The following is a 21,865-nucleotide window of genomic DNA, read 5'->3' on the forward strand; positions in this document are numbered from 1 at the left end:
GCCTAGTCCAACGTTATTTACCTATGACAAGCCATAGGCTTTTTTCGCACTTTTAATCTGCTCTTGTTCCGTAGTTTCGGGATAGAGTAGGTATTTGGGTGCAATTATGGGTTTTACCTGTGCTACACTAATTTTAGTGATGGTTTGGAACGGGAATTTGCCTCCCGTCATTCGGGTCAATTTTGCTTTCATTTCGTCAAATTCCATGTCGGACGGATTTACTATCGTCGCCATTCCTTTGATTTGATAGCCTTTCTGTACCAACACATCTATAAAACTGATACAGACCTGAGCATTCGCTTGTATGTTCTTCACCGTTTGTGGTGAGGCAATATTCGCGATAATAATACTATCCGTGCCGTAATAGGTAAATATTTCTTTTGGGGATACATTGGGTATTTGCGTATCCGATACCGTGGCAAGCCAGCAAAGCACGCTACGGTCTATATATTCCTTGATTGCTATAGTTAGTTCCATTGTTGTAATTCTATAGGGTTGCTTTCTGGGTCCCTGGCATATACAAAGGTAAGAGTACCTACACCCGGGACTTCCTTTTCGGTAATTTGACCCGATGCGGCTCCACCATTTTGGATTAGATTTTTCAGTACCTTTTCCACATCCGCTACCTCAAAAGCAATATGTCCGAAACCTCTTAAATTTGGACTTGCGGGATTTTGCGATACACTGTTTTTATACTGATAAATTTCTAAGGTAGGCCCATCTCTCCCACAGCTTGGTAGCAATAGGTGCGCCCCTTCTAAACTGGCGTTCTTGAGTCCGGTACCACGGTCTAACCAAGGCCCGGATTGTTTTCGAACGGGTGGTACTTGCTTGCAATCGAAGGTTTTCTCGTAAAACGACACGAGTTTTTTCCAGTCGGTACTTACAATATTGGTGTGTGCAAATCTCATAAGAAATAATTATATGCGGTCTATATCGGTTACGGTCCTATCATTGATTAGATTACCAGTGTTTAAGGTGGCGGCCGGTTCAAAAAGCATAACATGTACCTCTTCTGGCGCATAGGGTTTATGGAGAACTCCTTTGGGAATCAACGCGAACTCCCCGGCTTGTAGCTCCAAGGTTTTATTTTCTAGTTCAATGTACAAGGTGCCGGTAATTACAAAGAACAGTTCATCTTCATTTTCATGTTGATGCATCACAAAATCGCCTTTGAATTTAGCCACTTTTACCAGTTGCTGATTGAGTTCGCCAACAATCTTGGGCGACCAATACTCTTTAAAACTTGTGAGCTTTTCGGCTACATTTACTTTTTCAATATTCATCATATCGATATTAAAGGGGTTCTTGAACAGTTGTTTTCGGAGCATGACTAATGTTGAAATTACAGGAGTTAGCGATAAAACATAAGGTATTCGCTTCCTCATGAAGGTCATTGGCTTTTGCAACCATATGCGAATCCTTCACTTTTACCTGAGGATGCAACGAAACCGCTGTAAAACGTCCGCCTCCATTTTCATCTTCTGTCATAGTACCTTCCGCCTTATCCCTGTATTCAATAACTACGATTTTATGTACGGAACATAAGTGTAAAAACCAGAGCATATGACAGGCAGAGAGGGAGGAGAGGAAGAGCTCCTCTGGATTGTAGCGGGACGCATCTCCCAGAAACGAGGGGTCGGACGAACCCATAATACCATGACTTTTCCCTAAAACGGAAATCTCGTGTGCTCTTTCATACGAGCGATAGGCCAGGGTGCCTTCGCCGGTATTTCCCGTCCATTCCACCAAGGTTTGGTAACGATGCTTTTTCATGACTGTTGTTTTTTAATGCCCGGGCGATACGCTCACCAAAAGATGCGTTTTCCAAATTGTGTTCCAAGCGTTCCAAATGCTGCATAATTTCCGTATCTCCATGGAGTAGTTCTAGGGTAACCGTTTTTCCTAGTTCCCATATCTGTGTGAAAAGGGGCATATGGTCCCTAGCTTTTTGGGTAAGCTGAAAAATGGTCTTTCGTTTGTCCAACGGGTCCTTATCACTTATCAGGTAGCCCTTGGCAATCATTTTTGTGGTCATTTTCATAACCGATTGATGCGTGAACTGTAATCGAGAAGCAATTTCCATGACGGAGACGCCCGGCTTTTCCTGTACGATCCATAACACCAAATACCAATTGGGCTCCGTATCCATTTGAAGCTCACGGTACATGGCACGTAGGCTGTGCGACATTTTATCGCTGATACGTTTTAATCGGGTATCGAGGTTGGCATAGCCCAGTTGCTTCACTAAATCATTATCCATCACGTTAATTTGTTTTAAAGATATCCATTATGCAGTTAACTGCGTAAAAATGTTTCAGATTCTATTCTTAACAGTACTTGGACGGGTAGGAGTTTTCTTGTATAATGTCTTATTGCAAGGAATCGAGAACGCCTATAGGTCGTTCATCATCCGCAATCGCTCGTAGGAAATGGTCGGTAGGCATAATAGTGTAGTACTTCTTCCAAGGCCATTTTAAGTGCCTTGTTAATGGGTAATAGCAAAGCGCCTAGCTTATAATCAATTTGATTTAGCTGCATGTAGTATTCGGTAAAAATAGGAACCTGCATTCCTTTTTCGATGGCTATTGCCGCCGCCTTGTAGTTTTCCGATTGTCCCTCTTTGATAATTTTACAGGTCGCCAAGCGCAGCTTTCCATATTTATCGGTATTGGCGGCCGCCCCGAATAAACGACAGATCAAACCTCGGTATTTGTAATCACTACAACGCCCTAGATTTACTTCCGAAAACGGTTGGTATATAACACAGGTAGTAGTTTGGTTAACACTAAGGGTCTGTAACATCTTTTCGGCCTCACCATTCAAGAATAAATGAAAGGCCCAAGGCAAAAATTCTAGGGGAGAGGCTTCTATATCTGGATACGAGCAACATTTTCCGCAACCGGAAACACAACCTAAACCTGATGCTTTTGCAAACTGAGCGCTTTCGAGCTCTAATTGATAAAAAAGACTTTCTACCAATTGCACTCTTTGCGCTATGGACATTATTTTTTTGGTGAAGGTAGCCTAAATAAAATGGCTTTTTACTGCGATTGACTCCATTACACCCTTTTTGTCGTTTTTAAGTCATAAAGAAGTTGCTGTAGGCTCCCGGCTACAGTGTAGCATTGGCACCTTTTTTTATTTAGCTACCGGTGACGATACGAGCGAGATACTAGCGCTAACCGAGTATCTACTTCTTTCGAGTATATCTGAACTCGCTTCTTTTTATCCAATCGGCCGATTCTTCAAATTGGACATCTTTTCTAATTACAAACACATCTTGGCCAATGCGATAACTGTATCGTATACGTGCCTTTTTACCATCGTCTTTAGCATCATGTTCCGTTTGAATTTGAATACTGCCATTTTCAAACTCTTCTCGTGAGCTTATCTTATGCTTGTTTAATAGTAGTCCATTTTTGCTAATCTTAATTTTGTCGGAATTATTCGCTTTTGGTTCTTTTGGGTAGCTATTGTATAGTATAAGCGTGTTTTCGTTATTGCCTTTTTCAACGATAAGATTGGCTGGCATTGTAAAAGGTGTATTGCTTTGATAATCAAGATAGGTAATGCTACCTTCCCAATCTCCGACAGCTAAGTTCAAATCCTCTGAAGTGATTTTTACTTGGCCATAACAGCCTAAAGATAGTACCAATAGCATTGTGGACAGCATACATTTCATCGGGTTCATAGGACTAAAATTTATCTAAAGACAAGGATTTACCTGCTATGTTACAGTTTAATCTTCGATAACTGAAGGGCTTTCTGTTTTTGAAAAACACTTCAGTTTATTGCTGGCTTACTGTTCTGGTCACTAGTTGTACTTGTCCGCCCTTTTTGGAAGAAACTAGCGCGAACGAGGGGAATAAAGCAACGAACTTTTACTTTTTTAAATGATTGTAAACCGATAATACGATAAAAGAAAATACCAGTATAAAAATCAGTTTAATCCAATCAAAATATCCTTTTGAAAAGTAATCGTAGCTGACAACCCCTAAGGATATTGCCAAAGCTTTTAATATCGTTTCTTTGTCCAATAGTTTCTTCATTTTTAAGTTTGATTTTTAATTGCTCAATTATGATTTTATAGTATTCTTAAATTATTAGAATGGCAAGCGCATGATGTTTGCTTTACATTTGTTTAAGCTATTTCTAGTTTACCTTTGCCACCACTAGTTGCACTTGTCCGCCCTTTTTGGAGGAAACTAGCGCTAGCGGGGGCATGTATTCAATCTGTATTTTGAAAATCACAGGCTTGTGCAACGGTTACCTATGTTGGGCATAGTTTTTATTCATTATTTTCATCATCTAAAAAATCCAGATTATCTCTCATTTTTCTTAAAGATTCGTTCCATTCATTCGATTCCAGCCTTTCTTTTAATTGCTCAATTGCCTCTTTCAATTGAAAACTTTTGTAGCTTCTAAACGAAGTGTTGATTACATTTTCTTCTTCCTCAATCATTTCTTTAGTTACTGGTATTTCAACTAATTGAAATGCTTTGTGTAACTTGTCTGTAAGTATAATTTTCCTTTTCTGGCTAATTCTTTGTTTGAACTCTTGTTTTAACCAATCATTTAGATGAGAATCATTATCATAAACGCAACCAAAGTCGGAGTCCCGTGTAACAAGAATTATATGTTTTCCAGTATTTTCTGCACATCTAATTATCCATTCCCAATTTACCGCATCTCCGATTGAATTGTCGGTTTTCTTTCTAGGTGGATAACCAAGTAGAAATCTCTTTTTTGCTAAATTCCTTATGGTAAATCTTACTTTGTTCTCGCGGTTAAGGTTAATCTCTGAGTTGTATGAAAATAGTTTTTGCAGAGATTTATAAACTGGGTCGTTATATGTAGGATTCTTTAAAATGTTCTCGATTTTCTCCTTTAGTTTTTTCTGTTTTTTTTGAATTTCTTTACGAGATTTAGCAATCATTTCAACCGCCTTAGTATCAGATAAAATTGCAGGTATATTGCCTGTAACAGTTCCGATTTTTTTAACCTCAGTAATACTTTCCAGTATAACGGATTGTCTATTTTTCTTGAATTCCATTTCCACTTGACTTGATGTAATAATGAGGTCAAGATGATTTTCAATTTCTTCAAGATATTTTAAGGAGATATCCGATTTCCGGATTCTGTAAAAGTCAAGGAGTATGTTAGTGTCAATAAATATAAGTGCGTCAATACTCTCAATTTTTTTTGCCATTAATTGTTATTTAGTCATTTCATGAACAAAATCCATGTCCAACTGTTTGTTTTCAGAAAAGGACTTACATATATATTCAAGACCTTGTCCAATTTCGACAAGTTTTTTCTCTTCCATGTTTACAATTTCAAAAACATCATTCTGATTGTAATTATATCCAAGACTGGATTGAATTCGATATGCCAACTCCCACAGTTTAGAACTTGTACGAAATCGCTCAATTTCGGTTAATTCCTGAGAATTAAGTCCATCAATAAACAGTATTAATTTGGCGAACTGGCTTTGGTCAAAATTTCCATCCTGATGTAGCTTTTCATAAAATGAACCTTCTGATTGTTGGAGATTTTCAAGTATTAAGTCCATTTGATTTAAATTATGCCCAACGTATGGATATATGTACAATTGCATACATTTCATTTATATCCATCCCAAGTGTATCGCAATATAAATAAACAAAAGAAATAAAATCGTACAAATACCGACGAAAGCCTGACATAAAAGCATCAGTAACGTCCTAATTTTGCGATATTATTTCTACTGATTAAAATTGAGGCAAAAATTTGAATTACCCTTACGGTTTTCTGTAAAGCTTCTGGCTGTAAGCTTTTTGCTATTGGCTATTGGCTATTGGCTATTGGTCATTGGAAGTTGAAAGTTGTTGGTTGATATTGGAGCGCGCTTACAACAACGACCGCATCAACTTCTTGACCTCGCTTGTTTTGTAAAGCTCTTGAATCATATCGGTATAGGTGGTAGCAAACCGCTCATTCTCTGCAAGCTCCCCAAACAAGGATTCTTGCCTGATAAATGCCAAAGGGTCACTTGAAGTTGCTGTTGCGGCCTTATGCAATTCGTCTTGCATGGCGTCTATAATTTCTAGGGGTTCTCCGTTTTGGTCAGCTTGTTTATCGCTATAATAGCACCAAGCGGCTAGGACCAAGGTGGCGAATTTGATGCATCCGCCTGTCGCTAAATTCTCCTGAATGGTGGGAATCAAAAACTTGGGCAATTTGGCAGAGCTTTCCGAGCAAATACGGCTGACGCTGTCTTTAATATTCGGGTTGGCGAAACGTTCAAGTAAACTGTCTTTATAATCTTCTAAATCAATGCCGATTATCGGCCCTAAGATGGGAGTGGCTTCTTCATCCAAAAAGGCTCCCAAATATTTAGCAAAGAGTTCATCTTCCACACAGGCATTGATGGTAGGGTGGCCGTGGATAGCTCCTAAAATTCCCATTACCGAATGCCCGGCATTGAGCAATCGCAGTTTCATCTTTTCATAAGGTCCTACATCGGGTACGAATTGTACGCCTACTTTTTCAAAGGCTGGCCTACCGTTCGAGAATTTATCTTCTACCACCCATTGTATAAAAGGTTCGCAGGTTACGGGCCAAGCATCTTGTACGCCAGAGTTTTGTGCTAGAATATCAATATCTGCGGGAGTAGTTACCGGCGTAATACGGTCCACCATACTATTGGGAAAGGTCACTTCTTTGGCGATCCATTTCGCCAAATCCGGGTTTTGTGTTTCCGCAAAAGCAAGCAGCATCTTGCGAGCCATGTCTCCGTTGTGTTCGATATTATCACATGACATAATGGTAAACGCTGGGAGTCCCGCATCGCGACGTCTTTTTAGGGCTGCGGTTAGAAATCCGTAGACGGTTTTAGGGTCGTTTGGGTGGCGGAGTTCGTGCTGAATATCAGGATTATCAAAATTGAATTCCCCCGTGGTGGGGTTGAAATTGTATCCACCTTCGGTAATGGTAAGCGACACGATTCGCGTATTTTTATGCGCCATCTGGGAGATGACGGCTTCGGGGTCCGTAGTACCCATCTTAAAGTCGATAATCGACCCTATTATCTCGGGTTCTATTTTTCCATCAGGGTGTTTGACCATCAGGGTATATAGGTGGTCTTGTTTTTTAAAAATATCATGTAGATTTTGGTCGCCTTCACGTAACCCGATTCCACAAAGCGAGGAAGCCTCGCCGCTATTTTTTAAAAGGTGTACGTAATATGCTAAATGTGACCTGTGGAATCCTCCGACGCCGATATGTACAATATCAGCCGTTTCTGAGGTCCGATTGTAGTTTGGTACGGGGATATGGTTTCCGATTTGCTCTAAATTATCCTGATTGAGTTGTATTGATTTTTTCATCCTTATGCTTCTGAATGATTAGACTTCCCGCGTTTTAACGCCCAATAGGCGAGTACGAAATAAATAATCGTACAAACAAAGGCATAGGTATAGAAGAGTTCCCGATTTTCGATATAATTGGCTTCGGTAGCGCTGCCAAACATGACATTACAGGCCAAAACCAAGGTCGCTACCAAGGCGGAAATCGCTATAAATTTTAAAGCTTTAGTCATCACAGAAGTATCTTTTACCTGTACAGGCTCCTCTTTTGCTTGCTGTTCTTGAAAACGTGCAATGGTTTCTTGCAGGGCCTCTTCTTCTTTTGCTTCTTCCGTATAGGTCTCTTTGGCTCCGTATTTAGAAGCGAGCAGCGTGTACACGGCGATAGTAAAAAACCAGGTGGGGATAAACAGGTAATAGAACGAAATTACATCCAAGAAATTCAGACCAAAACCGAAGACCAGTCCCAAGCCCCAAGAGGCCACGGCAGGCATACTAAAAGTGAGCTTGCGGTATGAAGACCAGTAACGTGTATAGCCGATTCGCGGGAACAGTTGATGTTCTGCAAAGACAATTGCTCCTACGGGAACGACCAGTAGCCCAGCATAGGTGAGTAGCGGCAGTATTTGTGAAAACACAAAAGGGAAACAGGCGATGGCTACGGTGACCATACCCACCACAATGGTCGTTTTCTTTCGGGAGTGTTTATTGAAAATGGCTTGCGCGGCCAAACCTGCTCGGTATAGATTCGTAATCGCTGTTGTCCAACCTGCCACAATAACAATCACAAATCCGGACCATCCAAGGGCATAATAGGCCACGTCGCCCGGGTCCAGTTCTACGATGGATTTCCCTAAAATGACAGCGGCACCGGCACCCATGATTCCCGCAGCGATCCATGCCACATAGTGACCGAACATCATACCGGTACTGGTGGCATAGCCGTAGTTTTTCTTTTTTGCAAAACGGAGTAGGGCCATATCAATCAACCCGAAATGGGTTATGGTATTGGCCGCCCATCCAAAGCCGATGACTTCGACCAGTCCAATGCCGGGTTGGCCATCACTATTAATGCCCGTCCATATACTCTGGTCACCCAAAGTCATAAAATCGGACCATCCGGAAGGTAATGTCGTATCCAATACGTCCAAGGACAAAGCGGGGAGGAGTACCATGGCACCGCTCGTGAACATCACAAAAAGCCAAGGCGCACAAATGCCCGAAAATTCAGAAACGGCATTAAAACCGTAGAGCGCAATGGACACTACAAAGATGCCCACGGCCAAAACAATGAGAATAAACCAGAAATTCGTCGGATACCAATTAAGCTGCGCAGGAATATCAAAAGCAAAGCGCACCGCCGTAGAAGAGACCGTTATCATGGCCGCTGAAATCACGGAGAAGATGATGACGTTGGCCCAATTGTACAATTTGGTCATGGAGTCACCCGCAATCTTGTTCAGATAGGTGTAGAGGCTTAAACGTGTATCCACCGCAATAGGCGAGGTAATGAATCGCCAGCTCAGTACGGCTAGAATATTCCCGATGAGGAGACCTAGGATGATGTCCATGGTTTTGGCACCTAGCGCTACGAAAGTGGCACCGATAACAAACTCCGTTGCTGCGACATGCTCCGCAGCGTAGAGTCCCGCAAAATGGGTCCAGTCGTGTAATTTATGTTTGGCTACAGGGAGTTGTTCTTCTTCGAGGTTTTTAAGGTGGTCAAAATCGGAGGTTTTTATATCCATACTAGGGTCGGGTTGGTATTAGTTCGGCCAAGATAATCAATTTCTAAACATTGAAAACTCATCGAGAAATAGAAGATATCGTAAGCTAAGAAACGAGAATAGCATTCAATTCTTTGTTCTAATACCACAGAGAGTATTATTTTTAGTGCTCAAATTTAAAGAATCAGAACTATGCAATCACCCGACTGGCAGACCGCCTTGGAATTTGATGACATCACCTATAAAAAGAGTAATGGCGTGGCGCGAATTGCCTTTAACCGACCCAATGTACGTAATGCCTTTAGACCACATACAACAAGTGAATTGATTAAAGCGTTCTACGATGCGCAGGAAGACACCGCTATCGGTGTGGTATTGCTCTCCGCCGAGGGTCCGTCTACCAAGGACGGTATTTGGTCCTTTTGCAGTGGAGGCGATCAAAAGGCTAGGGGAGAACAGGGCTATGTTGGCGCGGACGGTCAACACCGACTAAATATTCTAGAAGTACAACGTATGATCCGGTTTATGCCTAAAGCGGTCATCGCCGTAGTGCCTGGATGGGCCGTTGGTGGCGGACACAGTCTGCATGTGGTCTGTGATATGACCTTGGCCAGTAAGGAACATGCTATTTTTAAACAGACCGATGCCGATGTAACGAGTTTTGACGGGGGATATGGTTCGGCGTATTTGGCCAAAATGGTGGGCCAAAAGAAAGCACGTGAAATCTTCTTTTTAGGCCGAAATTATTTCGCCCAAGAAGCCTTTGAAATGGGTATGGTAAATGCCGTAGTGCCTCATGAAGAACTCGAAGCTACGGCTTACCAATGGGCGCAAGAAATACTAGAAAAGTCGCCTACCTCTATAAAAATGCTAAAATTCGCGATGAACCTTACCGATGACGGTATGGTGGGACAACAAGTATTTGCTGGAGAAGCGACACGCCTGGCCTATATGACCGAAGAAGCAAAAGAAGGACGTAATGCTTTCTTAGAAAAACGTAAACCGGATTTTGGAAAGAACAAATGGCTGCCTTGATGGTTGATTCCTTCGACTACGCTCAGGACAAGGATTGATTCCCTCGGCTACGCTCAGGACAGGGGTTGATGGTTGATGGTTGATGGTTGATGGTTGATGGTTGATGGTTGATTAAAGAAATAAAATAGTGCATCATTTTCCAAGTAAAAGGAATTTATATGCGGTCACTGAGCGGAGTCGAAACGAACGAAGTCTCACCTGTCAGTTCGATTGTTCTTTATAGGCGGTCACTGAGCGGAGTCGAAGCGAACGAAGTCTCTCCTGTTAGTTCGATTGTTCTTTGTAAGCGGTCACTGAGCGGAGTCGAAGTGAGCGAAAAATGTATCGAGAACAGTTTTATGTGAACTACTCCCTATTTCCCTAGATCACTGAGCGGAGTCGAAGCGAACGAAGTCTCACCTGTCAGTTCGATTGTTCTTTGTAAGCGATCACTGAGCGGAGTCCTACCTGTCAGTTCGAGTGTTTTTGATATTTTCATCAAAAATGTATCGAGAACAGTTTTATGTGAACTACTCCCTATTTCCCTAGATCACTGAGCGTAGTCGAAGTGAGTGGAGTCCTATCTGTCAGTTCGATTGTTCTTTGTAAGCGGTCACTGAGCGGAGTTGAAGTGAGTGGAATCGAAACAAACTAAAAAGAGTCCGATCAATGAAGACCAGACTCTTTTACGAGAACACTATATGAAAATGAAAAATTTTAATTCGTTTTTAATAACTCTGTAAATGTAAAGGGAGACCTCGTAAAATTGAAACTATTGTTGTGAGTTGAGTCAAACTTGTTGTGAAGAGGGCGTATGTTGTGGTTAAATAGGAAAAAACTTACAATTAATACCGTTAATCGAATTTATTTTATCGCTTTACAGACCTCACTGAGAAAAGTATTTACATCAAACTCGTCCTCATTGGCCAATCCGGTACGGACTACCACTAGGTCCTTAGAGGGAATAATATACACGCGCTGCCCTTGAAACCCGTTAGCGGAATACAGGTCGCGCGGAACATCGGGATATTTACCGCCGGCATTAAGCCAGAAATGTGCGCCATAAACACCATCCGAGTTCTTTGTGGGTCGGGAAACATAATCCGACCAAGCGGGGGAGAATAACTGCTCCCCGTTCCAATTTCCTTTGTTGAGATAGAGCAATCCAAATTTGGCCCAGTCCCTTGTCGTAGCCCATGCATAGGAGGAACCCACAAAATTGCCTGACATGTCGGTTTCGATAAGCATAGAATGCATCCCCATTTTATCAATGAAATCGGTATACGGAAAATCCAAGTATTCTTGGTAGGAATCAAAGTGTTCCCTTAAAATACCCGAAAGCAAATTAGTGGTTCCGGAGGAGTAGTTCCAAACCTCCGTTGGTGCGGCGACGGACTGTTTTAATCTTTGTGGTTTGGTCATATCGGCCTCCAAAAAAAGCATCTTATTGACGTCGGAGATACTGGCATAATCCTCATCCCATTCCAATCCGCTTTGCATACGAAGCAAATGATTTAGGGTGATGGTATGTTTTAAATCCTTCATTCGAACGTCCTCCGCAAAAGGCTTAAAATCCATACTGATTTTGTTCTGATGCTCCAGGATACCATAGACCGTAGCCAAAACGCTTTTGGTCATGGACCAGCCCAAGACAGGTGTTTTTTCGGAAAACCCTTCAATATACCTTTCCGTTAATAGCTCATTCTTATGGGCGATAAGTACCGTTCGTGTCTTTTGATTTTCATAGTCGGAAAAGGCAAAATCCACGGCCTTATGTAAACGTTCATAATCCACATTAGCAAAAACCGTATCCTTAATACCCTTATTTCCATAGGGAAAGGGCAAATTATTCTCTATTCGAGTTCTTTTGGGTTTTAAAAGTACCTGGGTCTTATCATAGGATTCGTTGATTAATACGCAACCCAGACCGTCCCTACAGACCGTTTCCCGTTCCATAAGACCAAAAACGGAACTGGTGACATCGTCGCCAATGACCTTTTCCAGTTCGGCCATTTTAATCAAGGGCATGTCATTATCGGTCTCAATAATCTCCGTATATAAACGTCCGCTGATAAAGTGTGCCGAGGCTAAATTCTTTGAGGCAAAACCCGAAATGATATTCAATTTTGGATAATTCGCCCAAACTAAAATTCCAGCACCCACGAGTATTAGGACCAGAACAATTCTTCTTTTCTTCAACTTCATTCTTTTAGGGATTGTCGTAAATTTATCAAAAAGAAATACATGTCAAATATCGGGTTAATCATAGAAGAACGCAGCAGGGATATCGGAGATTTTTTAGTGGGACGGCTGATTCCCTTTCGAAAAAAGCGGATGATAGGTCCGTTTATCTTCATAGACCATATGGGACCGACCACCTTGGGTCCGGATACCTACATGGATGTGGACCAGCATCCACACATTGGTTTGTCTACACTCACCTTTATGTTGGAAGGGGAGCTCATGCACGCGGACAGTCTAGGTACGGAACAGCGTATACGACCCGGGTCCGTTAACTGGATGGTAGCCGGAAGTGGAGTTTCACATACCGAACGTACGCCTGAGAACCTTAGAAACGGAAGCCGATTCAAAGCCCATGGTTATCAGATTTGGGTGGCACTACCGAAGGATTTGGAAGATATTGCGCCCGAATTCCATCATATTCCGGAAGCTGACTTACCCCAATGGAACGATGGTAGCGCAAGCTTTACCTTAGTGGCAGGGGAGGGCTACGGGAGAAAATCGCCCGTACCGGTGCATTCTCCCTTGTTCATGATAGAAATTAAAACCACGGATACCTACCAGCTTAATACCATTGGTCAGTTGAAGGGTGAAATCGGGATTTGTATCGTAAGTGGCAGTATAAAAGCCTGTGGAGAAACCGTCACTGAGGGTCATATCGTCGTTAGCAAAGTAGAAGATACCTGTACTACGGTTATTCATGAACATACCCATCTACTACTTTTTGGTGGTGAGGCATTCCCTGAGGAACGCCATATTTATTGGAATTTTGTTTCTCACGATAAAGAAAAGATAACACGTGCCAAGGAAGCTTGGAAGAACAAAACTTTTCCCATGATGGATACTGATGATAGCTACGTTCCGCTGCCCGGCCTATAGTTTCTCCCAAGTCTTGTCCGGTCCCAATTTAAAAGTTCCCAGATGTTCAAAATTACATTCGTGCGGTAAAATCAAGGATAGAAAGGTACTGTGGTCCTTGGAACGATAGAGATGATAGACCTTGCCTACAATAGGTTCAAAATTGAACTTGGCATTGTACACCAGATTGTTGTATTCAAATTCTTGCATCATCCGCTTATATTCTTCTTGAATGGACTCGTATTTTGCCTTAAACTGATTGTTGGCGCTAACGATGTTCGTGTTTTTCCAAGAAGTAACGTCCGGCGGCGTTATTTTAGGTGCGGATACACTGCTGGAGTAGGGTAATAGTTTCCCGTTATAACGTTGTGTTACTTCATCGAAGACCACATAATCCGGCTTTTTCTCTTTTTTCATAGCAGTACAAAATTACAGAAAAGTGAGGATATTAAAGGGTTCAACTAGTGATAATTGGAATTCTTCAACAATTAAACAACAGGAGTAAATGACGTATTCTATTTCTTATTCGAGTGACCGTCTTTTCTATTTCATTCCTAAATCGAAGAAATCGTATTATCTTAGAATCCAATAAATAGTAATCCCTAGTTTGAGAATTGCCCTTTTCATATGTATTTGTTGCTTACTTTTTGGTTGCAAAGAGGAGGTAAAAGATGTCGTGCGTTATGATTGGATTCCCTTAGAAGTAACCGCAGCAGCCTATAATTCTACTCCAGCGCAAACGTCCTACGAGCATCCAAAGATTACGGCTTGGGGTGATTCCATTACGCCCGGAGTCAAATGGATTGCTGTGTCCAGGGACTTGTTGCGAAAGGGCCTAAGACACAATACCATGGTAAAAATAGATACCTTTAAGGGAATTTACTTGGTGAAGGATAAAATGAACAAACGATGGACCAACAGAATTGATATTTATATGGATGAAGACGTTAAAAAAGCACGGGAATGGGGCAGACGTAAGGTTCAAATCAAATATGCCGTGAAGCGGGATACTGCAAAAAATTTAGCTAAAGAATGAAGTGTTTCCTACCGCTATTAGTATTAGGGTTATTGGTCGTCTCCTGTAGTACCACGAAAACTATTGTGGATAAGCCTATCATTTTTAATGAAGAACGGGAAATACTTACCCTGGAGTATCTTTCCAAACGTTACGGACTTGAAAAGGACGACCCCACAATCGTTCCTAAAATGATAGTCCTCCATTGGACCGTTATCCCAACCCTTGAAAAATCTTTTGAAGCCTTCAACAATCCGAGTTTACCCAACTGGCGGCCCGATATAAAGGATGTCAGCGGTTTAAATGTCTCGTCTCAATTTATGGTAGACCGTGATGGCACAATATACCGACTAATGCCAGAAACTACCATGGCGAGACATGTCATTGGTTTAAATCATTGTGCCATTGGTGTTGAAAACGTAGGAGGCGATAGGGACCAACCGCTTACCAAAGCACAACTAAAATCCAATATCTGGCTGGTGCGCTATTTAAAGGAGAAGTACCCTATTGAATATCTTATTGGCCATTATGAATACACCCGTTTTGAAGACCATCCGCTATGGTTGGAGAAAGATGACGGGTACCGCACTAAAAAAACAGATCCCGGAACGGCATTTATGAGACGCGTAAGAAAAGCCGTAAACGACTTAAATTTTAAAGACATACCTGAATGAAAAACCTAATTATTGTATTCCTTGCTTGCTGTTGTTTTGCCCCTGTACAGGCTCAGGATGCTAATATAACCACACAGCTATATGATTCTTACGAAAAATATAAGGAACCAACCCTGAACAAAAGGCGCATTAAGCACCAAGACATTCAACCCTTACTCGCCGCTTTTGCAAAGAACCCAAAGTTTAAAGTGACTAAAGTCGGTAGCTCCATAGGAGGAAAAAGTTTGAACTTAGTTAGCATTGGAACGGGTACTACCGATGTTTTTCTATGGTCACAGATGCATGGCAATGAACCTACCGCCACACAGGCCATTTTTGACATATTGAACTTTTTGGACAGTCCGGATTTTGCAGAAGAGAAGCAAGCGATATTGAATAACCTTACCGTACATTTTTTACCGATGTTAAACCCGGATGGTGCGGAACTATTTCAACGAAGAAACTTATTAGGGGTTGATATCAATAGGGATGCGTTACGTTTACAATCCCCGGAATCGCAGACCTTGAAAAGAGTTCGCGACAGTCTGGAGGCCGATTTTGGTTTTAACCTGCACGACCAGAGCACCTATTACAATGCAGAACGTACGGAAAAACCAGCTACCATTTCATATTTGGCACCTGCCTACAACTATGAAAAAGATATCAATGAAGTTCGGGGCAACGCCATTAAAATCATCGTCTTTATGAATAGTATCCTACAGAAATATGCTCCTGGGCAGGTAGGCCGGTATAATGACGATTTTGAACCCAGGGCCTTTGGGGATAATATTCAAAAATGGGGTACAAGCACTATTCTCATTGAATCTGGTGGATACCCTGAGGATACCGAGAAGCAGGAAATCAGAAAATTGAACTATGTTTCTATACTTTCGGCCATCTATACGATTGCCAAAGAAAATTATAAGGATATTCCTATTTCCGAATATGAAAAAATTCCGGAGAACGACCGTAAACTGTTCGATTTGAAAATAACGGGAGCTACCTATGAATTAATGGGGAAACCGTACAAGATAGATTTAGGAATCAATCAGGTAGAAGTAGATTACGAGGACCATAATGATTTTTGGTACAGTAGCCGCATCTGGGACCAAGGTGATTTGTCTACCTATTACGGATACGAGAATTTTGATGCTACTGGATATATCTTGAAAGAGGCCAAAGTATATCCAAAAGTACTCAATTCTTTAAAGGAAATGAAAAATTTAGATTATCAAGAAATTTTGAAATCTGGATATGGATACGTTCGTAGTAGTAAAATTGGGAATACACAATTAAATTCACCATTACCCTTTCATATAATTAGCAAAAATTATCAAGTGCCTGAATTTTTATTGAAACCTGGCATAAACCCAACTTTCTTTTTAGAAAAGGATGGCGTGTTAGAATATGCGGTAATTAATGGTTTTTTAATAAATCTAAAAGAGAGTAAAAAATCACTTATTTTTTTGTTCGCAAAGAAAAACGCGATGTTATTTAGATAAACTATTAGTATCCGAACTGCACGTTGATATGTGAGCCATGTTTTAATAGGAGTAACAACATTATCACTAATGTGGTAACGATGGATGCAAATAAAACCAAGACTAGGCTCTTATATGCGTTTGACAGCACTCCTAGCGCACTTTTCTGAAGAATTTCGTTGATAACATCCATAATTTTTTTCTTTTAAATTCAATAGCCAGGTGTTTTAGGATGTGATTCGTTGTATATGATTCGGGGTTGTATAATCCAAACAATTACCGAGCCAAAAACCCTACTCTGTATAGGTGAGAAACGAAAAAGGGAGGCAAAAGCCTCCCTAATCATACTTATGTAGGTACTATATTATAAACTTGCCGTGTCCAATAAAGCGAAGAATTTATCCAAGTTTGGAAGAATAACGATTTTAGTTCTTCTATTCTTGGCCATGTTCTCTTTGGAATCGTTCTCCACCAATGGTAAGTAACTACTTCTACCTGCCGCAATCAATTGTGTGGGGTCTACATCGTATTTAGTTTGTAACTCCCTAACGATAGAGGTTGCTCTCTTTACACTTAAATCCCAGTTATCGGTTACCATGGGCGTGTTAATGGTTCTAGAATCGGTATGCCCTTCTACCATAACTTCCATGCTTGGCTCCGACTTAATGACCTCTGCTAATTTGGTCAATATTTTGTCGGCTTTGTTGCTTACTCTGTAGCTCGCGGTATTGAACAACAACTCGTCCGAAATGTTAATCATAACTACCGTTTTGTCTATACTTACCTCTACATCCTCATCGTCGTCCGAAATAGACTGCTTTAGCTTGTATGAAACCGCTAAGTTCATTGAGTCTTGTAAAGTTTTAGCCTCTGCTAATTTTGACGCGTCAACTTTTTCCAAAGTCTTGCGCATATTCGCTTTTGTATTGTTGCTCATAACAGCGACATCGTCTACGGTAGTATACTGACTGTCGTTCATTTCTTTAAGCGAATTGATTTTAGAATTGTACTCCGCAACACGCGCTTCAATTTTAGAAAACTTGGTTTCCAATTCTTCTTTTTCCACCTGAGTCTTCGTAAGCATACTTTGCGTCTGTGCCAAGTTATCTTCCAAAGCAACGTATTTCTTTTTAGACACACATGACGTTAGGAGTGCTATGGAAAGTATTCCAACTACTGATAAATTTTTCATTTTCTTAGTTCTTTTAATTAGTATTTACACTTACATCTACGGGGGAAATCGATAAACGGATGTTTCACCATGCAGATGTCTATGCATACTCCAGTCTAGAAACGTCGCTAAATAATTGGCATTCAATTCCTTATTACAGTTCTTAAAAAACATAAAAAAAGACGCCCGTGGGCGTCTTTAAAAGCTTAGTTTAAGCTGTTGTTAATTACAGCCACCTTCAAATCCTTTAGCATCGAACTTGGTCTGCACAGCACCTTCCCTTGAACCCGTTTTAACTTCTATGGCCAAATTATTTATTCCACTACCATCCCTTTTTGGACTGCAATACTCAAAGAGGTAAAAGCTATTGGCACGTTCGGATATTTTCTCAGAGATGTCGTTGAACGTATCTTCTAATTCCTCCTTATTCGTTGCAAAAACAGAAGCTGTTTTGCCAATATCCGTTAACACCTGGGTATCTATCTCACTTCCTAATCCAATACTGAAGAAAGAAATATTTGAATCGGCATCCGTTACTTTCTTTAAAGCGGCATCTTTTGTAAATCGAGAGGCTTGATCGGTACCATCCGTAAATATGACAACCGAGGCCGCCCCAATCTTTCCGCCCGTAGTGGTTTCCCTGATAAGGTTAGACGCGATGTCCGTTGACTTGATCACCGCTCCGTATAAATCCGTAGAGGGGTCAGAACTGATATCGTCCGTAATACCATCAATAGCGGCAATTAAATCCTGTCTTGACGGTGTTAACTCGTTCAGCAAATGCAACTCATCCTCGCCATCGAACCAATATATGGCCATTTGGAAAGATTCTTGAGCCATTTCCGGCATAACGTTATTGATGAAACTGGTACTTGCAATTTTTAGTTCCTCCAAACTACTGTCCAGTACACTATTACTCAAATCGAGTACCAAAAGTGTGTTATTACTGAATATCTGGGCATTCGGAGATATTCTTGCAAAAGACTCGGATGTAGAAATGGTATTGAAACAATCGTCGTTCCTTCCTTGTTCGTAAATTGTAAACTGATCGGCATTTAAACCAGGAACAGGATTTCCGTCCGTATCGGAAACTCTAAAGAAAATAGATACCTTACCGGGTAAGGTGGTAAACTCTTCTTGGATGGACAACACCAATTCCCCTTCCTCCAATCCTAAACAATCGTCCACAGGGACTCCTTTACCAAGGCCGTCACCAAAATTCAAGTTTAGATTTACATCATCATCGGCATTACCGCAAGAAACGAAAAGTGCCATAAATAAAGTAAATCCAAAGGTCTTCAAAAATAATTTCATAAACATATATTTTGGGTTCAACAAGCAGAACGGTCTTTCTGTCCAGAAATTATGAGGGATTTAAAAAAATATGTTAAACATTGTTAAAGTAGGTCTTGAAGCCTATTGGAAATAGGTAATTTTCAAATGTATACCAACCCTAATTCCACAGCAGGATATCCATGACCCACGAATTAAAGAAAATAGTTAAACAACACCTTGTTTACAAAGCCCACGGATTACAATCCGTTCTTGCTACTGTAGTGGCCTTGGACGGTTCATCATATCGAAGGCCAGGTGTGCGCATGCTTATTTGTGAAAACGGGGAACTCACGGGTGCCGTAAGCGGTGGTTGTGTTGAGAAGGAGATTGTTTTTCAAGCGAGTACGGTTTTCGCATCGGGAAAATCAAAAATGATGACCTACGATGGGAGATTCAGATTGGGCTGCGAAGGAATATTATACATTTTGTTGGAGCCTTTTGCGCCCGACAAATCCTTCCTTGATGCGTTCGAAACCATAATCGATCAAAGAAAACCATTTTCTATTACAGCACAATATCTCAAGGAATATGGCGAACACGAGCATCTCGGTTCTATATTTGTTATTGCTGGAAAGGAATATCATCTTGAGCCGAAGCAGAAAAAAGAACCTAAGCTAGAACTATTTGAGCAAGAGATGCTACCTTCCTATAAATTAGTGCTCGTGGGAGGAGAGCACGATGCCGTGCAACTTTCACAGTTGGCCCTACAGATGGGCTGGGAGGTCAAGGTGTGTACCGTACCCGAAGAAGAAAAGACGCTGACGGATTTCCCGGGAATTGATGCGCTATGGAATACGCAGCCCTTGGAGATGCCCGTAGCACAGATAGATGAACAAACAGCGGTGGTGTTGATGACGCATAGCTATGTCAAGGATTTAAAATACTTGTTCGCACTAAAAAATACTGCCCCGATGTATTTTGGACTTTTAGGACCTTCCAAGAGGAGAGAAAAATTGTTCGGGGAGTTCATTGATCTGTATCCCGATGAAGACTATGACTTCTTCGATACCATTCATGGTCCGGCAGGACTGAATATCGGAGCGGAAACTCCCGAGGAAATCGCCATTGCCATCCTTTCCGAAATATTGGCTGTTATCAGAAACCAAGAACCGATGATGTTGAAGGACAAACAGAAAGGTATTCATCATTGAAAAATACTTCTAAAATAGCGATACTGGTGATGGCCGCAGGTGCCGCTAGCCGTATGCAAAAAGTAAAACAGTTACTGCCTTGGAAAGGGTCTAATCTGCTTTCCCATACACTTAAAACGCTGCGAGAGGTTCAAAAACAGCATTTGTATATAGTTTTAGGTGCCAACTACGATGCTATTTTTAAGCAAATCGACTTTGCGGCGCTATCTGCCTCGATTATCCATAATACGAGTTGGGAAAAAGGCCTGGGAAATAGTATTTCCTGCGGTGTAGCCCATATTTTAAATCAGGACGAAGCTTACGAGGGAATTCTAGTCTGTTTGGCAGATCAGCCCTTGATGGATACTGCCTATTATAAGGCGATGATAAGTGAATTTCAAAGGAAGAATCACCCCATCCTCGCTACCAAATATGCTGCCAAAGCGGGTGTACCGGCTCTTTTTAGGCATGATGTTGTTACGGAATTGACCCGTTTAGACGCGGATACCGGTGCTAAGAAGGTATTGGCTAAATATAAGGAAGCAATTTATATCTTTGATGCCGGGGCCAGGATTACGGATATAGACACCCCAGAAGAATACCAAAAGCTTTACGAACAGTATAATTGATGTATCATATGACTAAAAGCAGTATTTCTAAAAATACAACCCTACTGGTTTTTACCTTTATTTTCATAGTGTTCAACGCGGTAGGTCAGGAGATGAGTTTTGAGGAATACAATCCTACATCTACTCTAGTAGTGCCGGGAAAGGAGATAAAACGGGCTAAATTTCCTTTTATAGACGTTCACAGTCATCAGCGGGATATGTCCGTTGGAAAATTAACTTCATTGGTAAAGGATATGGAGTCCTTAAATGAGGGTATTATGGTAAATCTCAGCGGTGGTTCCGGGGCAAGCCTTAAAAGTAAAGTGGATAACATCAACAAAAGCTTCCCGAACCGATTCGTTGTATTCGCCAATGTCGATTTTTCTAGTGTGGATGATGCCGATTGGGGTGAAAAAGCCGCACAAAAGTTAGAGCAGGATATAAAGAATGGCGCGAAGGGACTTAAAATTTTTAAAAGTCTAGGACTGCGCTATAAGGATTCCAATGGCGAAAGATTGGCCATAGACGATGCTCGCTTGGACCCTGTATGGGCTAAGTGTGCAGCAATGGGTGTGCCAGTACTCATCCATGCAGCGGACCCCAAATCGTTCTGGGACGATATGGACGGTGATAACGAGCGTTGGCTAGAGTTAAAGACACATCCCCGAAGAAAACGTTCCAGCACTGACCCCGCGCCTTGGGAACAGATAATACAGGAGCAGCACAATGTTTTTAAGAGACATCCAAAAACAAAGTTCATTAATGCACATATGGGTTGGTATGCCAATAATCTGGGTAAACTTGGGACACTCCTTGATGCCATGCCCAATATGAACGTGGGCATTGCCGCAGTAATCGCCGAGCTAGGAAGACAACCGCAAAACGCAAGAGCATTCTTTATAAAATATCAAGATAGAATACTTTTTGGAAAGGACAGTTGGAGACCTGAGGAGTTTCCTACCTATTTCCGTGTGCTCGAAAGTAATGATGAGTATTTTCCATATTATAAAAAATACCATGCTTTTTGGGCAATGTACGGCTTAAAATTGCCGGACGAAGTGCTCCGGAAGGTGTATTACAAGAACGCCCTTAATCTGATACCTGGTCTGGACAAGACACTTTTTGAAGACTAATGGTTATTGTCCGTCCTTTTCTTCTTTGGGAGTATTGACAAGACCTTCCACATCTTGAAAAATACCACAGGATACTTCTTTCCTTACCAGCGATGTGGATTTTTTCCTTTTAGTCAAGGCCTCAATTTCTTTATTTAAGAATTGCATACG

26 protein-coding genes are annotated in these 21,865 nt (G+C 41.3%); 8 read left to right on the top strand and 18 right to left on the bottom strand.

Annotated elements, in window-relative coordinates; genetic code table 11:
* Nucleotides 1-21: 21 nt before the first annotated feature.
* The 12 genes from BFP77_RS15570 to BFP77_RS15620 form a co-directional block, all read right to left on the bottom strand.
* Entirely contained in the window at nucleotides 22-477 is a 456-nt protein-coding gene (locus tag BFP77_RS15570; protein WP_099574970.1) for a pyridoxamine 5'-phosphate oxidase family protein, read from the bottom strand.
* Nucleotides 468-911 (bottom strand): VOC family protein, encoded by a 444-nt coding sequence (locus BFP77_RS15575; protein WP_099574971.1) that lies wholly within the window; start codon nucleotides 909-911, stop codon nucleotides 468-470. Before BFP77_RS15575 ends, BFP77_RS15570 begins: the two co-directional genes overlap by 10 nt.
* A gap of 9 nt (nucleotides 912-920) precedes the next feature.
* Nucleotides 921-1,331: a cupin domain-containing protein gene (locus BFP77_RS15580; protein ID WP_257212996.1), complete on the bottom strand. Its 411-nt coding sequence runs from the start codon at nucleotides 1,329-1,331 to the stop codon at nucleotides 921-923.
* A complete protein-coding gene (locus tag BFP77_RS15585) occupies nucleotides 1,297-1,776 on the bottom strand; it encodes an OsmC family protein (RefSeq protein WP_099574972.1) in 480 nt (159 codons plus the stop codon). Before BFP77_RS15585 ends, BFP77_RS15580 begins: the two co-directional genes overlap by 35 nt.
* A complete protein-coding gene (locus tag BFP77_RS15590; RefSeq protein WP_099574973.1) occupies nucleotides 1,697-2,263 on the bottom strand; it encodes a MarR family winged helix-turn-helix transcriptional regulator in 567 nt (188 codons plus the stop codon). Before BFP77_RS15590 ends, BFP77_RS15585 begins: the two co-directional genes overlap by 80 nt.
* Before the next feature lie 146 nt (nucleotides 2,264-2,409).
* Nucleotides 2,410-3,006 (bottom strand): YkgJ family cysteine cluster protein, encoded by a 597-nt coding sequence (locus tag BFP77_RS15595; protein WP_099574974.1) that lies wholly within the window; start codon nucleotides 3,004-3,006, stop codon nucleotides 2,410-2,412.
* A 187-nt stretch (nucleotides 3,007-3,193) separates the two neighbouring features.
* Nucleotides 3,194-3,694 (bottom strand): hypothetical protein, encoded by a 501-nt coding sequence (locus tag BFP77_RS15600; protein ID WP_143751925.1) that lies wholly within the window; start codon nucleotides 3,692-3,694, stop codon nucleotides 3,194-3,196.
* A gap of 190 nt (nucleotides 3,695-3,884) precedes the next feature.
* Nucleotides 3,885-4,052, bottom strand: a complete 168-nt coding sequence (locus BFP77_RS17050; protein ID WP_164721425.1) for a hypothetical protein — start codon at nucleotides 4,050-4,052, stop codon at nucleotides 3,885-3,887.
* Nucleotides 4,053-4,291: 239 nt separating this feature from the next.
* The gene (locus tag BFP77_RS15605; protein WP_180272372.1) at nucleotides 4,292-5,212 is read right to left on the bottom strand and encodes a PIN domain-containing protein; all 921 of its coding nucleotides are present in this window, start codon (nucleotides 5,210-5,212) and stop codon (nucleotides 4,292-4,294) included.
* Nucleotides 5,213-5,218: 6 nt separating this feature from the next.
* Entirely contained in the window at nucleotides 5,219-5,575 is a 357-nt protein-coding gene (locus BFP77_RS15610; RefSeq protein WP_180272373.1) for a hypothetical protein, read from the bottom strand.
* 316 nt (nucleotides 5,576-5,891) lie between these two features.
* The gene (locus BFP77_RS15615) at nucleotides 5,892-7,370 is read right to left on the bottom strand and encodes a mannitol dehydrogenase family protein (protein ID WP_099574977.1); all 1,479 of its coding nucleotides are present in this window, start codon (nucleotides 7,368-7,370) and stop codon (nucleotides 5,892-5,894) included.
* Nucleotides 7,371-7,372: 2 nt separating this feature from the next.
* Nucleotides 7,373-9,097 carry a purine-cytosine permease family protein gene (locus BFP77_RS15620; RefSeq protein WP_099574978.1) on the bottom strand — a complete coding sequence of 575 codons (1,725 nt, stop codon included), beginning with the start codon at nucleotides 9,095-9,097 and terminating at the stop codon, nucleotides 7,373-7,375.
* A gap of 171 nt (nucleotides 9,098-9,268) precedes the next feature.
* Here BFP77_RS15620 and BFP77_RS15625 point away from each other — a divergent pair, with 171 nt between their 5' ends.
* Nucleotides 9,269-10,111 carry a 1,4-dihydroxy-2-naphthoyl-CoA synthase gene (locus BFP77_RS15625; protein WP_099574979.1) on the top strand — a complete coding sequence of 281 codons (843 nt, stop codon included), beginning with the start codon at nucleotides 9,269-9,271 and terminating at the stop codon, nucleotides 10,109-10,111.
* Between the two features lie 843 nt (nucleotides 10,112-10,954).
* Here BFP77_RS15625 and BFP77_RS15630 read toward each other — a convergent pair.
* Nucleotides 10,955-12,295 carry a serine hydrolase domain-containing protein gene (locus BFP77_RS15630; RefSeq protein WP_099574980.1) on the bottom strand — a complete coding sequence of 447 codons (1,341 nt, stop codon included), beginning with the start codon at nucleotides 12,293-12,295 and terminating at the stop codon, nucleotides 10,955-10,957.
* Between the two features lie 39 nt (nucleotides 12,296-12,334).
* Between BFP77_RS15630 and BFP77_RS15635 the strand changes: the two genes are divergently transcribed.
* Nucleotides 12,335-13,210 carry a pirin family protein gene (locus BFP77_RS15635; protein ID WP_099574981.1) on the top strand — a complete coding sequence of 292 codons (876 nt, stop codon included), beginning with the start codon at nucleotides 12,335-12,337 and terminating at the stop codon, nucleotides 13,208-13,210.
* Here the strand turns inward: BFP77_RS15635 and BFP77_RS15640 are convergent.
* Nucleotides 13,205-13,606, bottom strand: a complete 402-nt coding sequence (locus tag BFP77_RS15640; RefSeq protein WP_099574982.1) for a DUF2452 domain-containing protein — start codon at nucleotides 13,604-13,606, stop codon at nucleotides 13,205-13,207. The two genes, BFP77_RS15635 and BFP77_RS15640, sit on opposite strands and share 6 nt — an antisense overlap.
* A 190-nt stretch (nucleotides 13,607-13,796) precedes the next feature.
* Here BFP77_RS15640 and BFP77_RS15645 point away from each other — a divergent pair, with 190 nt between their 5' ends.
* Genes BFP77_RS15645 through BFP77_RS15655 form a run of 3 tightly spaced genes read left to right on the top strand, consistent with a single transcriptional unit; the run spans nucleotide 13,797 to nucleotide 16,359 of the window.
* Nucleotides 13,797-14,225 (top strand): 3D domain-containing protein, encoded by a 429-nt coding sequence (locus tag BFP77_RS15645; RefSeq protein WP_257212997.1) that lies wholly within the window; start codon nucleotides 13,797-13,799, stop codon nucleotides 14,223-14,225.
* Nucleotides 14,222-14,878, top strand: coding sequence for a peptidoglycan recognition protein family protein (locus tag BFP77_RS15650; protein ID WP_099574983.1), 657 nt, complete (start codon nucleotides 14,222-14,224; stop codon nucleotides 14,876-14,878). Before BFP77_RS15645 ends, BFP77_RS15650 begins: the two co-directional genes overlap by 4 nt.
* A complete protein-coding gene (locus BFP77_RS15655) occupies nucleotides 14,875-16,359 on the top strand; it encodes a M14 family metallopeptidase (RefSeq protein WP_099574984.1) in 1,485 nt (494 codons plus the stop codon). Before BFP77_RS15650 ends, BFP77_RS15655 begins: the two co-directional genes overlap by 4 nt.
* A 4-nt stretch (nucleotides 16,360-16,363) precedes the next feature.
* On the opposite strand, the gene BFP77_RS17055 is transcribed toward BFP77_RS15655, so the two are convergent.
* From BFP77_RS17055 to BFP77_RS15665, 3 genes are all read right to left on the bottom strand, one after another.
* Entirely contained in the window at nucleotides 16,364-16,531 is a 168-nt protein-coding gene (locus BFP77_RS17055) for a hypothetical protein (protein WP_180272374.1), read from the bottom strand.
* Nucleotides 16,532-16,702: 171 nt separating this feature from the next.
* Nucleotides 16,703-17,530: an OmpA/MotB family protein gene (locus tag BFP77_RS15660; RefSeq protein WP_099574985.1), complete on the bottom strand. Its 828-nt coding sequence runs from the start codon at nucleotides 17,528-17,530 to the stop codon at nucleotides 16,703-16,705.
* A gap of 201 nt (nucleotides 17,531-17,731) precedes the next feature.
* A complete protein-coding gene (locus BFP77_RS15665; RefSeq protein WP_099574986.1) occupies nucleotides 17,732-18,823 on the bottom strand; it encodes a vWA domain-containing protein in 1,092 nt (363 codons plus the stop codon).
* Between the two features lie 161 nt (nucleotides 18,824-18,984).
* On the opposite strand from BFP77_RS15665, the gene BFP77_RS15670 reads away from it, so the two are divergent.
* The 3 genes from BFP77_RS15670 to BFP77_RS15680 are packed head-to-tail and all read left to right on the top strand — an operon-like array spanning nucleotide 18,985 to nucleotide 21,715.
* Nucleotides 18,985-19,995 (top strand): XdhC family protein, encoded by a 1,011-nt coding sequence (locus tag BFP77_RS15670; protein ID WP_099574987.1) that lies wholly within the window; start codon nucleotides 18,985-18,987, stop codon nucleotides 19,993-19,995.
* Nucleotides 19,992-20,603, top strand: a complete 612-nt coding sequence (locus tag BFP77_RS15675) for a nucleotidyltransferase family protein (RefSeq protein WP_099574988.1) — start codon at nucleotides 19,992-19,994, stop codon at nucleotides 20,601-20,603. Before BFP77_RS15670 ends, BFP77_RS15675 begins: the two co-directional genes overlap by 4 nt.
* An 8-nt stretch (nucleotides 20,604-20,611) precedes the next feature.
* Nucleotides 20,612-21,715, top strand: a complete 1,104-nt coding sequence (locus tag BFP77_RS15680) for an amidohydrolase family protein (protein WP_099575133.1) — start codon at nucleotides 20,612-20,614, stop codon at nucleotides 21,713-21,715.
* 3 nt (nucleotides 21,716-21,718) lie between these two features.
* Here the strand turns inward: BFP77_RS15680 and BFP77_RS17060 are convergent, their stop codons facing one another.
* Complete coding sequence (locus BFP77_RS17060) at nucleotides 21,719-21,862, bottom strand: hypothetical protein (protein ID WP_180272375.1); 144 nt, start codon at nucleotides 21,860-21,862, stop codon at nucleotides 21,719-21,721.
* Between the last annotated feature and the right edge of the window lie 3 nt (nucleotides 21,863-21,865).

It is taken from the genome of Maribacter sp. 4U21, assembly GCF_002742365.1.
Lineage (GTDB): Bacteria > Bacteroidota > Bacteroidia > Flavobacteriales > Flavobacteriaceae > Maribacter.